11 protein-coding genes are annotated in these 12,647 nt (G+C 72.2%); 6 read left to right on the plus strand and 5 right to left on the minus strand.

What is annotated here, in order from left to right; genetic code table 11:
• The first annotated feature begins 113 nt into the window (after window positions 1-113).
• From ACH34R_RS33665 to ACH34R_RS33675, 3 genes are all read left to right on the plus strand, one after another.
• Complete coding sequence (locus ACH34R_RS33665) at window positions 114-1,262, plus strand: GAF domain-containing sensor histidine kinase (RefSeq protein ID WP_397565595.1); 1,149 nt, start codon at window positions 114-116, stop codon at window positions 1,260-1,262.
• Window positions 1,259-1,888 (plus strand): response regulator, encoded by a 630-nt coding sequence (locus tag ACH34R_RS33670; protein WP_397565596.1) that lies wholly within the window; start codon window positions 1,259-1,261, stop codon window positions 1,886-1,888. The genes ACH34R_RS33665 and ACH34R_RS33670 overlap by 4 nt, the downstream gene beginning before the upstream one ends.
• 147 nt (window positions 1,889-2,035) lie before the next feature.
• A complete protein-coding gene (locus tag ACH34R_RS33675; protein WP_397565597.1) occupies window positions 2,036-4,294 on the plus strand; it encodes a WD40 repeat domain-containing serine/threonine protein kinase in 2,259 nt (752 codons plus the stop codon).
• An 18-nt stretch (window positions 4,295-4,312) separates the two neighbouring features.
• Here the strand turns inward: ACH34R_RS33675 and ACH34R_RS33680 are convergent, their stop codons facing one another.
• Complete coding sequence (locus ACH34R_RS33680; protein ID WP_397565598.1) at window positions 4,313-5,095, minus strand: hypothetical protein; 783 nt, start codon at window positions 5,093-5,095, stop codon at window positions 4,313-4,315.
• 68 nt (window positions 5,096-5,163) lie between these two features.
• Between ACH34R_RS33680 and ACH34R_RS33685 the strand changes: the two genes are divergently transcribed.
• From ACH34R_RS33685 to ACH34R_RS33695, 3 genes are all read left to right on the plus strand, one after another.
• A complete protein-coding gene (locus ACH34R_RS33685) occupies window positions 5,164-5,961 on the plus strand; it encodes an ABC transporter ATP-binding protein (RefSeq protein ID WP_397565599.1) in 798 nt (265 codons plus the stop codon).
• Between the two features lie 105 nt (window positions 5,962-6,066).
• Complete coding sequence (locus tag ACH34R_RS33690; protein ID WP_397565600.1) at window positions 6,067-7,062, plus strand: SPFH domain-containing protein; 996 nt, start codon at window positions 6,067-6,069, stop codon at window positions 7,060-7,062.
• A 65-nt stretch (window positions 7,063-7,127) separates the two neighbouring features.
• A complete protein-coding gene (locus ACH34R_RS33695) occupies window positions 7,128-7,883 on the plus strand; it encodes a sulfite exporter TauE/SafE family protein (RefSeq protein ID WP_397565601.1) in 756 nt (251 codons plus the stop codon).
• Here ACH34R_RS33695 and ACH34R_RS33700 read toward each other — a convergent pair.
• From ACH34R_RS33700 to ACH34R_RS33715, 4 genes are all read right to left on the minus strand, one after another.
• On the minus strand, window positions 7,873-9,303 hold the full coding sequence (locus tag ACH34R_RS33700; RefSeq protein ID WP_397565602.1) for an ATP-binding protein: 1,431 nt from the start codon (window positions 9,301-9,303) through the stop codon (window positions 7,873-7,875). The genes ACH34R_RS33695 and ACH34R_RS33700 overlap by 11 nt on opposite strands.
• Entirely contained in the window at window positions 9,300-10,961 is a 1,662-nt protein-coding gene (locus ACH34R_RS33705; protein WP_397565603.1) for an FAD-dependent oxidoreductase, read from the minus strand. Before ACH34R_RS33705 ends, ACH34R_RS33700 begins: the two co-directional genes overlap by 4 nt.
• Window positions 10,962-10,987: 26 nt before the next feature.
• Window positions 10,988-11,860: a Rieske (2Fe-2S) protein gene (locus ACH34R_RS33710; RefSeq protein ID WP_397565604.1), complete on the minus strand. Its 873-nt coding sequence runs from the start codon at window positions 11,858-11,860 to the stop codon at window positions 10,988-10,990.
• 126 nt (window positions 11,861-11,986) lie between these two features.
• A complete protein-coding gene (locus ACH34R_RS33715) occupies window positions 11,987-12,580 on the minus strand; it encodes an HD family hydrolase (RefSeq protein WP_397565605.1) in 594 nt (197 codons plus the stop codon).
• Window positions 12,581-12,647 lie beyond the last annotated feature (67 nt).

The following is a 12,647-nucleotide window of genomic DNA, read 5'->3' on the forward strand; positions in this document are numbered from 1 at the left end:
GGCAGGCGGCGGCCGGCGTACATCGGGCCGCGGACCTCGGTGGCCTGGGCAGATGGGCGTAGGACCAACGTACCTGTGGCACTCGTACCGGGGGTACGACCTAGTGTGAAGCTGTGCAAGACGAACCTGAGGAGATTCTGCACGCCGTCAGTTCGGCGGTGCTCGCGGTCACCCGCCACCTGTCGGTGCGCGAGGTGCTTCAGGTCATCGTGCGCTCGGCGCAGCGGCTGCTGGACGCCCGGTACGCGGCCCTGGGCGTGCCGGACGAGCAGGGCGCGTTCGCGGAGTTCGTCGCCGAGGGCATCTCCGACAAGCAGTGGAAGGCGATCGGGCCGACCCCGCGCCAGCACGGCATGCTCGGCGCGATGCTGCGCGAGGGCGCCCCGGTACGGCTGGCCGACATCCGCAAGGACGCCCGCTACGAGTGGTGGCCGCGCGCCCACCCGGTGCTGAAGGACTTCATCGGCGTGCCGATCCGCGACGGTGACGAGGTGCTGGGCATCATCTTCCTGTCCAACAAGCGCACGCCGGGCGGTTTCACCGAGGCCGACGAGGAACTGCTGACGCTGTTCGCGGCGCACGCGGCCATCGCGCTGACCAACGCGCGGCTGTACGAGCGAAGCCGCGAACTGGCCATGGTCGAAGAGCGCACCCGGGTGGCTCGCGAACTGCACGACGCGGTCACCCAGAAGCTGTTCTCGCTGCGGCTGAGCGCGCAGGCCGCGCAGGCGCTGATGGGCACCGACCCGGGGCGCGCGGCCGGGCAGTTGGACCAGGTGCAGCGCCTGGCCGGGGAGGCCCTGGCCGAGCTGCGCGCGGTGATCGTCGAGCTGCGCCCGGCCGAGCTGGGCCGGCACGGGCTGGCCGAGACCCTGCGCAAGCACGTGGCGATGCTGGACCGCCTGCACGCCCCCGAGGTCTCCTTCGAGTCGGTCGTCGTGCCGTGCGACGACCACGGCGGCCTCGCATCCGATCCGGCGGTCGAGGTGGCCGTGCTGAGAGTGGCCCAGGAGGCGCTGCACAACGCGCTGCGGCACGCGAAGGCCGGGTCGGTCACCGTACGTCTGATCGAGCGCTGCGGCGCGCTGGAGCTCGACGTGAGCGACGACGGCGGCGGCTTCGACGCCTCGGCCTCGCCCGGACGCGACCAAGGACTCGGCCTGACCACGATGCACGAGCGGGCGCGGGAGGTCGGCGGCTCGGTCGTGGTGCGGTCGCGGCCGGGTTCTGGAACGACGGTCCGCATGGAGGTCCAGCCGTGATACGCGTGGTGATCGCCGATGACCATCCGGTGGTCCGTCAGGGGTTGTGCACCTTCCTCGGCCTCCAGGACGACATCGAGGTGGTCGGCGAGGCGGGCGACGGGGCCGAGGCGGTGGAGATCGTCGCCGTACGGGCGCCCGATGTGCTGCTGCTCGACCTGCGGATGCCGGTCCTCGACGGGCTCGGAGCGCTGGAACTGCTGGCCGAGCGCGGGCTCGCGGTCCGGGTGCTGGTGCTCACCTCGGTGAGCGACCGCGCCGACGTGGCCCCGGCGATGCGGGCGGGCGCGGCCGGGTTCCTCTACAAGGACGTCGATCCGGGTTCGCTGGTGCAGGCCATCCGCGCGGTGGCCGCCGGTCAGGTACTGCTCGCGCCCGAGGCGGCGCGGGCCGTCCTGGACGGCGGCGGGGGAGCCCCGGCCACGGAGAATCCCAGCCCGCTCACCGAACGCGAGCGCGAGGTGCTCGGGCTGATCGCCGCCGGACGTTCCAACCGGGAGATCGCCAGGGAACTGTCCGTCGCCGAGAAGACCGTCAAGACGCATGTGTCGAACGTGCTGATGAAGCTCGGCGTGCAGGACCGGACCCAGGCCGCGCTCTATGCCGTACGCCACGGTATGGGCTGAGATCGTTTCGATCGGGGAAAGGCTGCCTCGACACGACCTTCGGGGCATCTCGACCGGCGTATTGTGTGGACCCGTCGACACATACGGTCGGGTCTTCGCGTACCCCGTGAGTGCCCATGATTCCGGCATTCGCCGGAGGAGGTGTGCATGCCGCTCGCCCGATCCACCGAGGCGGGTGACCCCGACCCGGCCGCGCCCGACAGCCTCGGCGGTCTCCGCCTCACCGGCCGCCTCGGCGAGGGACGCCAGGGTGTGATCCACTCGGCGGTGGACGCCGAGGGCGTTCCTGTGGTCGTCAAGCTCCTCCATCCGCGTTTCCGGCTGACCGAGGAGGGCCGCAGGCGGTTCCTGGCCGTCATGGAGGGCCTGCGCGGCGTCACCCGCCCCAACACCGTCACCGTGCTCGACGCGGGCATCCACGACGGCCGGCCGTACGTGGTGAGCGCGCTCGCCGACGGCTTCCCGCTGTCCACGAACGTCTCGGCGGAGCGGCTGTGGCCGTTCGCCAGGGACACCGCCCGCGCGCTGGCCGCGCTGCACGCCTCGGGAGTGGTCCACCGCGACGTCAAGCCGGGCAACATCATGCTCGGCGTGGACGGCCCCTGGCTGCTGGACGCGGGGATCGCCGAGGCGCTGGAGGCGGGGGCGACGGTGTTCAGCGCGACCATCGGCACGCCGGAGTACCTCTCGCCGGAGCAGATCACGGGGGAGACGCCCGGGCCGGCCTCCGACGTGTTCGCCTGGGCGGCGACCGTCGCGTTCGCGGCCACGGGGCGCAATCCGTTCTTCGCCATGCCCCGGGCCCTGGCCGATCCGCTGGCGGACGACATGGTCGACGACTCGGTGGCGGCGGTGATGGACCGCGTCCTCACCGCGCCGCCCGACCTGGACGGCGTCCCCGCCGACCTGCGCGACCTGCTGGCCCGCTGCCTGGCCAAGTCGCCGGGCGAGCGGCCCGCGTTCCCGGAGATCGTCGAAGTCCTCGCCGCGGCCCCGCCCGAACCTGAACCCGAACCAGAGCCAGAGCCGGTCCCTGAACCGGAACCCGAGCCTGAACCAGAGCCGGAGCCCGAACCGGAACCAGAGCCCGAGGCCCAAGAGCCGGTCGCAGAAGCACCCGAAGCACCCGAAGCACCTGAAGCACCTGAAGCGCCCGAGGTGCCAGAGCCCGAGCCGCCACGGCAGGCCCCCCGCCGGAAAGGCCGCTGGAAGCGGGTGACCGTCGGCCTGGCGGCCGGGATCGCGGCGATCGTGGGGGTGCCCGTCTGGCTGGTGTCCGGCGGACCCGGCGGGAAGCCGGAGGCCCTGCCCACCGTGGGCATCGTGCAGCGGGCCGGCGAGGCGCCACGCACCCCCGAAGCACCGTCTCCCGAGCCGTCCCCGCGCGGCCCCGTCGCGGCCTCGCCCGCGACGGTCACCACGACCGGATGGCTCGGCTACGGCTACCGCATCAGGTCGGTGAAGACCGGCAGCGAGGTCCGTGCCACCGCCGTGACGTCGGTACGCGGCGACGCGGTCGTGGTGACCGGCGGCTCGGACGGCCGGCTGCGGCTGTGGGAGCTGGAGAGCGGCGAGGCGATCGGCGGGAGGTTCGCCGGGGCCCGGCACCGCGGCGGCGTCGAGGCGGTCGTCACGGCACGGCTCGGCAAGCGCCCTGTGGCCGTCTCAGCCGGCCGGGACGGCACGGTGAAGGTCTGGGACCTCGCCGCCCGCCGCGCGGTCGGAAAGGCCATCAAGGCGCGCGGCGGGCGGATCTCCGCGCTCGCCGTGCTCAAGTCGCGCGGGCGCTCCCTGGTGGCGGTCGCCACGAACGACAAGCGCATCCGCCTCTACGACCTCGCCGGCCGGCGCATGGCCGGCAAGCCGCTGCACGGCCACAAGAAGCCCGTCACCTGGCTCGCCGCCGGGACGTTCCGCTCCGGCAAGCCCTACCTCGCCTCGGGGGCGGGCGATGAGACCGTCCGGCTGTGGGACCCGGCGCGGCGCAAGCCGTACGGCAGGGCCTACCACGAGCACACCAAGGCGGTCCGGGCCCTCGCCACCGGCATGATCGGCGGGCGCGCGGTGATCGCGTCGGCGGCCGGCGGCGAGAAGGCCGTGAGAATCTGGGACGCCGCCAGCCGCAAGGCCGTCAGGAAGCCGATCTCCGGGCCCAAGGGTTCGATCGAGAGCCTGGCGTTCACCGAGCTGGGCGACCGCAAGACCCTGGTGGCGGCGAGCGGTGACGGCGTGCTGCGGGCCTGGGACCTGCTCACCGGCAAGCTGCGCGGCAAGATCGAGGACGCGCACCCGAGCGGGGCCGCGTCCGTCGTGCCGTACGTGGACGGGGAGGGCAGGCTGATGCTGGTCTCCACCGGCCGGGGCGCCGACGGACTCGGCATCTGGCGTTTCGGGGCGCTCAACTAGCCGACGGGTCATCACCGGTCATTGGGCGCGGGATTCGAGGATCGCATGGTGGGCGGCCACCCAGGCACGGCGTACCGCGCGGTCCAGGTCGCGCAGCACACTGCCCCTGGCGGTGACCTGGCCGGAGGTGAGGCCGCGGTCGTCGGCCAGGCGCAGCGCGTGGGTCAGCCGCGCCGACAGCGCCGCCACCCGGTGGGCGCGGCCCGGATAGCCGGGCGCGAGCGTCTCGTCCGCGCCGGACCCGGACAGCGCCGTCCCGGGGTGGGCCTGGCGGGGGCCCTCGACGTTCATCAGCGTCTCGGTGGCCGAGAGCATCGCGGTGTTCAGCTCACGTTCGGCCTCGGCCAGGGACGGCAGGTCCGGTACGGCGGCGGCGGCCTCGGCGGCCGTCCAGCGGACCCCTCGGTAGGACGAGCCGCGCAGGTCCGCCTCCGGGATCAGGCCGACGCACCGGCCGGCCAGTACGGCGATGGCGGCCTGCCCCGCCTCGATCGCGGCGGAGTTGAAGGCGGGCGGTCCGGTGAGCCCGAGCGGGTCGCCGGCCACCGGAAGCGCCAGCCGCAGCGCGGTGAGGCCGGAAAGCCGCAGGTCGGCGAGGTAGCCGCGGAGCGGCGCGTCGCGGGCGCCGCCATACGAAGGGAGATCATCGGAGGGTGGGCGGGCGACGATGCCGGGCCCGGCCGTACGCTCGATGTGGTCGACCGCCTCGTCCAGGCCGATGTGGCCGGCGAGCCAGGCGTTCCCCCAGCAGACGAGCGCGGCCGACGCGGGTGAGTCCCGGTGCGATGAATCCAGGTGCACCCGATCCACGATAAGCGGTGCCACTGCAATAGGTTTTAGGCGAGCGACACGTGAGGGAGTGATCGGGGATGGGCGGTCAGGTGCTGCACCTTCGGGATGTCGCCGTCCGCAGGGACGGCGCCGCCCTGCTGCGGGGCATCGACTGGACCGTCGGTGAAGACGAGCGCTGGGTCGTGATCGGTCCCAACGGCGCGGGCAAGACCACGTTGTTGCAGGTGGCCGGGGCGATACTGTTCCCGACCGAGGGCACCGTGGAGATCTTGGGCGAGCTGGTCGGCCGTACCGACCTCCAGGAGCTGCGCACCCGGATCGGCATGGCCAGTTCCGCGTTGACCGAGCGCATCCCGCCCCAGGAGAAGGTCATCGACCTGGTGCTGACCGCGTCGTACGCGGTGCTGGGCCGCTGGAGCGAGGAGTACGACTCGCACGACGTCACCCGGGCCGTGGAGCTGATCGACCAGCTCGGCTGCGCGCACCTGATCAGGCGGAGGTTCAACACGCTGTCGGAGGGCGAGCGCAAGCGCACCCAGATCGCCCGCGCGCTGATGCCCGACCCCGAGCTGCTGCTGCTCGACGAGCCCGCCGCCGGGCTCGACATCAGCGCCAGGGAAGACCTGGTCCGCCGCCTGTCCGGGCTGGCCCACGACCCCAAGGCCCCCACCATGGTGCTGGTCACCCACCATGTGGAGGAGGTGCCCGCCGGGTTCACCCACGCGCTGCTGATCCGGCACGGCTCGGTGATGGCCCAGGGGCCCATCGAGGTGGTCCTGAACGCGGACAACCTGTCCAAGACCTTCGGGGTGCCGCTGGGCCTGGAGCGCGCCCCGGACGGCCGGTGGTACGCGAGGGCCCGCCCCCAGTACTAGACGGGGCGAACCACTGCGTACCCCACCTTCTCAGGTCGATTCGCGCGCCTGACGGGATAGTAAAGCGAAGACCACATACCATTTCGGCCAGCTTCCCTCGCACGGTTGCTCAACGGAAGGGCCGCGATGTACGTGGAGATGCTGATCGCCCTGGTGGTCGTGGTGGCCTTCGCCGGGTTCGCGCTGGCCCGCACCGTCAGGATCATCCCGCAGTCGACCGCGGGCGTCGTCGAACGCCTGGGCCGCTACCACCGCACACTGGAGCCCGGCCTGAGCCTGGTCGTCCCGTTCATCGACCGGATCAGGAACCTGGTGGACCTGCGCGAGCAGGTGGTGGCCTTCCCGCCGCAGCCGGTGAGCACCGCCGACCACCTCGTGGTGTCGGTCGACACCGTCGTCTACTACCAGGTCACCGACCCCAAGGCGGCGACCTACGAGGTGTCCGGGGTGCTGTCCGCGGTCGAACAGCTCACCGTGGTCACCCTGCGCAACATGATCGGCGGGATGAGCCTGGACGACGCGCTCGGCTCGCGCGAGCGGATCGGCGCGGAGCTGCGCGGCGCGCTCTCCGAAACGGCCGCCCGCTGGGGCGTCAAGGTCAACCGGATCGAGCTGAAGTCGATCGACCCGCCCGCCTCGATCCAGGAGTCGATGGAACGCCGGATGCGCGCCGACCGTGACTCCCAGTCGTCCGTGGCGGCGGCGGAGGCCCACAAGCGGGCCGCGATCCTGACCGCCGAGGGCGAGAACCAGGCCGCCGTGCTGCGCGCCCGCGGCGAGGCCGAGGCCGTCGTGCTGCGGGCGCAGGCCGAGGCCGAGGCCCACTCCATGCGGGCCAAGGGCCAGGCGGAGGCCATCGCCATGGTCTTCAAGGCCGTCCACGACGGCAAACCGGACCGCGCCCTGCTCGCCTACCAGTACCTCCAGACGCTCCCCGAGATCGCCAAGGGCGACTCCAACACGGTGTGGATCGTGCCCTCCGAGATCGGCCGCCTCCTTGAGGGCATCGGCGGCCTGCTCGGCCCGGAGCGGGAGGAGGAGCCCGAGCCGCGCAGGCGGCCCCGTACGACGCGCAAGCCCGCCGCCGACGGGACCCCCTGACCGGCCGGGGACAGGCCGCCCTCTAGCATCGGGCATCGGGGCGGTTTCAGGGTGAGGGGTACGTTTTGACACCGTGGGAGGCGGTCGCGGTGTTCGCGGCCGGGGTCGCGGCTGGTGGCATCAACTCGGTCGTGGGGTCCGGATCGCTGATCACGTTCCCGACCCTGCTCGCCTTCGGCTACCCGCCGATCGTCGCCAACGTCTCCAACAACGTCGGGCTCGTCCCCGGCGGGGTCACCGGCGTGCTCGGCTACCGGGAGGAGCTGGGGGGGCAGCGCGGACGCCTGGTACGGCTGGGCGTCGCGTCGGTCATCGGGTCGGTGGCGGGCGGGCTGTTGCTGCTCAACCTGCCGGAGTCGGCTTTCAAGATCATCGTCCCGGTGCTGATCGGCCTGTCGCTGGTGCTCGTGCTGGTCCAGCCGTACCTCGGCAAGTGGCTGGCCGGCCGCCGGCGCGACCGGCACGCGCACGGCGGGCCGTTGCTGTGGCTGGGCGTGCTGGGCGCGGGCATGTACGGCGGCTACTTCGGCGCGGCCCAGGGCATCGTGCTCATCGGCCTGCTCGGCATCTTCCTGGACGAGAGCCTGCAGAAGATCAACGCCGCCAAGGTCGTGCTGGCCCTGCTGGTCAACTCCGCCGCCGCGGTGCTCTTCGTGTTCGTCGCGCCGCTGGACTGGTGGGCGGTGGCGATGGTGGCGCTCGGCTCGATGGTCGGCGGCTACCTGGGCGCGCGGCTCGGCCGCCGGCTGCCCCCTGTCCTGCTGCGCGGCGTCATCGTGGTGGTCGGAATCGTCGCGATCGTCAACCTGATCATGGACTAGCGTCGGGGGCCAGCGGCAGGAGTACGGTGAACCGCGTGTCGCCCGGCACCGAACGCACCCGGATGTCGCCGTGGTGCTTGTTGACCACGATCCGGTAGGAGATGTCCAGCCCCAGGCCGGTGCCCTCGCCGACCCCCTTGGTGGTGAAGAACGGCTCGAAGATCCGCGGCCGGATCTGCTCCGGGATGCCCACGCCGGTGTCGGCCACCTCCACCGCCAGCATGTCGCCGTCGCGCGAGGTGCGCAGCGTGAGCGTGCCCTCGCCGTCCATCGCGGCCAGGGCGTTGTCGATCAGGTTGGTCCACACCTGGTTCAGCTCGGCCGGATAGCCCGGCACGGACGGCACCGTGCGGTCGTACTCCCGCACCGTGCGCACCCCAGGCCCGATCTTGGCCTGCATCATGGCGAGCGTGGCGTCGAGCAGCTCGTGGACGTCGGTGGTCTGGTAGGGCGAGCGGTCCAGTTGGGAGTACTGCTTGGCCGCCGCGACCAGCCCGGAGATCCGGGTGACCGCGTCGTCGATCTCACCCATCAGCATCTCGGTGTCGATCGTGTAGGTGATCCAGGCGATCGCCGAGGCCAGGCCCTCATCGCCGACCGCGGCCGACACCTTCGAAAGCCACGCCGTGTCGATGCCCCCGGCGACGAGCGTCGGGGCGATGTCCCACGAGCCGGTGATGTCGCGCTCGTCTAGCCAGTCGGCCAGCGTGTCCTCGGCGTCGGCGGTCTCCATCGCGGTCATCTGCGGCGCGGTGGCGGCGCGCTTGACCGCGGCCTCCTGCAACTCCACCAGTTCGTGCAGCCGGCTGCCGTCCAGCCGGCCGTCCGCGATCAGGGCCAGCTTGTGCCGCATCTTGGCGACCCGGTCGCGCAGCGACGAGGTGGCCCGCACGGCCGCCGCCGCGGGGTTGTTCAGCTCGTGGGTGAGCCCGGCCGACAGCGAGCCGAGGGCGAGCAGCCGCTCCCGCTCGCCGACGATCGTCTGGCTGGCGCGCATCCCGAAGAACAGCCCTTCGAGCAGGTGCATCGCCATCGGGAACCACTCGCGCACGGCGGGTCCGAAGACGCCGGCGGGCAGGGTGAACAGCTCGCAGTCGGTGATCGCGTGCAGGCTGTTGGAGTAGACCTGGTCGATCTTGTCGCCGATGTAGCTCTGCACGGCCCCGCCGTACACGCCGCGCTGGTCGGTACGGCTGACCTCGACGTCGTCGCCGCGGATGCGGCGGCGCATCGAGACGGTGCCGTGCAGCAGCACGTAGAAGCAGGTGGCGGGGTCGCCCTCAAGGTAGACGGGGCTGCCCGCCGGGCGCCGCTCGACGCGCCCGTGCTCGGCGAAACGGGCGAGCTGGGCGTCGTCCAGCGCCTCGAACAGGAACAGCGTGCGCAGCTCGGCGGGGGTGAGCCGGTCGGTCGCGGTCATTGCGCCTCCAGGTACCTGTGGACGAGGGACACCGCCATCGCGCCCTCACCGACCGCGGAGGCCACCCGCTTGACCGACGTCGCCCGTACGTCGCCCGCGGCGAACACGCCGGGCATGCTGCTCTCCAGGTGGTAGGGGTCGCGCGGGAGCGTCCAGCCGACCGGACGCCGGCCGTCGGCGAGCAGGTCGGCCCCGGTCAGCACGAACCCGCGCTCGTCGCGCTGCACCACGCCGGAGAGCCAGTCGGTGCGCGGCTCGGCCCCGATGAACACGAACAGCCAGGACGTGCGGACCGTGCGCTTCTCGCCGGTCGAGGCGTCGGCCAGCACCAGGCGTTCCAGGTGGTCCTCGCCCTCACCGGAGATGACCTCGGTACACGGATGGACCTCGATGGTGTCGATCGCCTCGATCTGCTCGACCAGGTACTGCGACATCGACTGCCGCAGGTCGGCCCCGCGGATGAGCATGTGGACGCGGCGGGCGTACCGGGAGAAGTAGACCGCCGCCTGGCCCGCGGAGTTGGCCCCGCCCACGATGTAGACCTCGCTGCCCGCGCAGTTGGGGGCCTCGGTGGCGGCCGAGCCGTAGAAGACGCCGCGCCCGGTCAGCTCGGCGAGCCCGGGGGCGCTGAGTTTGCGGTAGGACACCCCGGTGGCCAGCACGACGGTGTGCGCGGCGATCACGCTGTCGTCGGAGACGCGCAGCACCCGGGAGGCGGAACCGCCGCCCGCAAGCCCGATCGCCTCGCAGGTGGTGATCAGCTCCGCGCCGAACTTCAACGCCTGCCGCCTGGCCCGCTCGGTGAGCTGCGCGCCGGAGACGCCGTCGGGGAAGCCCAGGTAGTTTTCGATCCGGCTGCTCTGCCCGGCCTGGCCGCCGGTGGCGCGCTGCTCGATGAGCACCGTGCGCAGGCCCTCCGACGCCCCGTACACCGCCGCGCCGAGCCCCGCCGGGCCCGCGCCCACCACGACCAGGTCGTAGAAGTCGGACGCCGGGGTGGTGCTCAGCCCGATGTGCGCGGCCAGCTCGCCCACCGCGGGCGTGGCCAGCGACCTGCCATCGGGCGTGATGACCACCGGGACGGCGTCGGGGCCGAGCCCGGCGGCCGACAGCAGCCGCTCGCCCTCCGGCTCGTCGGCCAGCACCCAGCGGTAGGGCACCAGGTTGCGGGCCAGGAAGTCGCGCACCTTGTACGACGGCGCGGACCACCGGTGGCCCACCACGCGCACGTCGCCCTCCGCGGACGCGGGCGTGGACAGCCACGCGTCGAGCAGGCCGTCCATCACCGGGTAGAGCTTCTCCTCCGGTGGGTTCCACGGCTTGAGGAGGTAGTGGTCGACATCGACGATGTTGATGGCGTCGATCGCGGCGTCGGTGTCGGCGTAGGCCGTCAGCAGGACGCGCCGCGCGGTGGGGAACAGGTCCATGGCGGTTTCGAGGAACTGGATGCCGTTCATCTGCGGCATCCGGTAGTCGGCGAGCATGACCGCGACCTGCTCGCCCCTCAGCTTGATCTCGCGGAGCGCCTCCATCGCGGCCGGGCCGGAGTCGGCGCGTACGACGCGGTAGCGGTCGCCGTAACGGCGGCGCACGTCTCGGGCCACCGCCCTGGAGACGGCGGGATCGTCGTCAACGGTGATGATCGCCGGGTTTGCCATGGCAACAATGTAATCATCGCACGTGGCTAGGCGTGTTGCGCGGGCCTGACCTGGATGATGCCGTCCCGGCGTACCCGGGTCTGGAACACCGGCTGCGGCGCGGTCGCCGGGCCGTGCACGACCTTGCCGTCCGACAGCCGGAAGGTGCTGCCGTGCCACGGGCACACCACGCAGGTCACGCCGCCCTCGCTGGCCAGGCGGCCCTGGTGGAGCGGGCCCGCCAGGTGGCTGCAGTGGTCGGCCAGGATGGTCACCGTCTCGCCGCTGCGCAGCACGAACAGGTCGATGTAGCCGAGCCTGCGGGAGACCGGGCGGCCGTCGGGCAGGTCCTTCAGCTCGCAGAGGTTGTGCCAGCCCAGCGGGACCAGGTGGGTGACCTGCTCGGCGTGGTTGGCCCCGGCCGCCTGGCGGTAGGCCATGTGCCCGCCGAGCATCCCGCCCAGGCTCGCCGCGCCCAGCCCGGCGTAGCCGAGCAGCCTGCCGCCGCGTTCCCGGCCGGCCAGGCGCAGCGCCAGCGAGCCCGCGTACAGGGTGAACGCGCTGAGGTTGGCGATCGCGTGGACGAAGCCCACCCGTTGCTGCTCGATGTGCAGCACCGACCAGTCGGTGATGCCGGCCGCCGCCGCGGGGGCCGCGCCGGCCAGGCCGGTGGCCAGCACCGTACGCGCGGCGCGGGGGTCGGCGCCGGTCGCGTCCAGTACGGCGGTGGCCACCCAGCAGCCCAGGCTGGCGGTGGCGAGCGGCGGGTGGGCGGGCGTGCCGGTCGGCACCCCGTGCAGCAGGTCGCGCAGCCCACCCGGCCGGAGCCTGCTCCGCACGGCCTTGGCCAGCGCCCGGATCGTGCGGTCCATCGCCGTCGTGCGTTCCAGCCGGTTGGTCAGGTCGAGCTTCGGGAGCATTCCCCTCCGGGATCGAGTGCCCTTTTGGATGGTCTCCTCCACGTTTGCCCCCTTTCCGTGGTGGGTCATCTACCCGTACCACGAGGGCCGAACACCGGTCCAGCGGACGCCCGGCCGGTGGCGTCGCTAGGAGGCCGCCAGATGCCCCTGGCGGACCGACTGCTCCACGAGCCGGGCGGCGTACGCGGCCAGGCCGGGGGAGCCCTCCTCGATGATCTTCACGTTACGCATCACCTGCACGGCGGTCACCTTGTACAACTGCCAGGTGCCGCCGTCGGTGCGGTGGTTGGCGATCAGCGGCGCGATGCGGTCGAGGGCCTTGGCGAACCGCGCCTCCGGGGTACGCCGCTCCTCGAACTCGTCCCACAGCGCGCGCATCGTCTTGGCCTGCTCGGCCGGGAGCAGCCCGAAGATCCGGTCGGCGGCGGCGCGCTCCCGTTCGGCCTGGGTGGCGAGCATGTCGTCGTCGTAGATGAAGGTGTCACCCGCGTCGATCTCCACGATGTCGTGGACCAGCAGCATCGCCACCACGCGGTTGAGGTCGGTGCCCGCAGGGGCGTGTTCGGCGAGGGTCATCGCCAGCATGCCGAGGTACCAGGAGTGCTCGGCGTCGTTCTCCCGCCGCGAACCGTCCATCAGCGTATTGCGGCGGATGACCCGCTTCAGCTTGTCGATCTCGATGAGGAAGTCGATCTGTGCATGCAGCCGCGCGTCGCTCACATGCCCAGCCTAGTCGGACGTTGATCAACAGGTGGGGGAGTTCGCCGCCCCGACGTCATACGTTGCA

The sequence above is a fragment of the Spongiactinospora sp. 9N601 genome (assembly GCF_044326295.1).
GTDB lineage: Bacteria > Actinomycetota > Actinomycetes > Streptosporangiales > Streptosporangiaceae > Spongiactinospora > Spongiactinospora gelatinilytica.

What these genes read in the sequence shown, in the direction of transcription:
- ACH34R_RS33675 (WP_397565597.1), top strand. Translation starts at nt 2,036, where the DNA reads ATGCCGCTCGCCCGATCCACCGAGGCGGGTGACCCCGACCCGGCCGCG.
- ACH34R_RS33685 (WP_397565599.1), top strand. Translation starts at nt 5,164, where the DNA reads ATGGGCGGTCAGGTGCTGCACCTTCGGGATGTCGCCGTCCGCAGGGAC.
- ACH34R_RS33700 (WP_397565602.1), bottom strand. Translation starts at nt 9,303, where the DNA reads ATGACCGCGACCGACCGGCTCACCCCCGCCGAGCTGCGCACGCTGTTC.
- ACH34R_RS33705 (WP_397565603.1), bottom strand. Translation starts at nt 10,961, where the DNA reads ATGGCAAACCCGGCGATCATCACCGTTGACGACGATCCCGCCGTCTCC.
- ACH34R_RS33710 (WP_397565604.1), bottom strand. Translation starts at nt 11,860, where the DNA reads ATGCTCCCGAAGCTCGACCTGACCAACCGGCTGGAACGCACGACGGCG.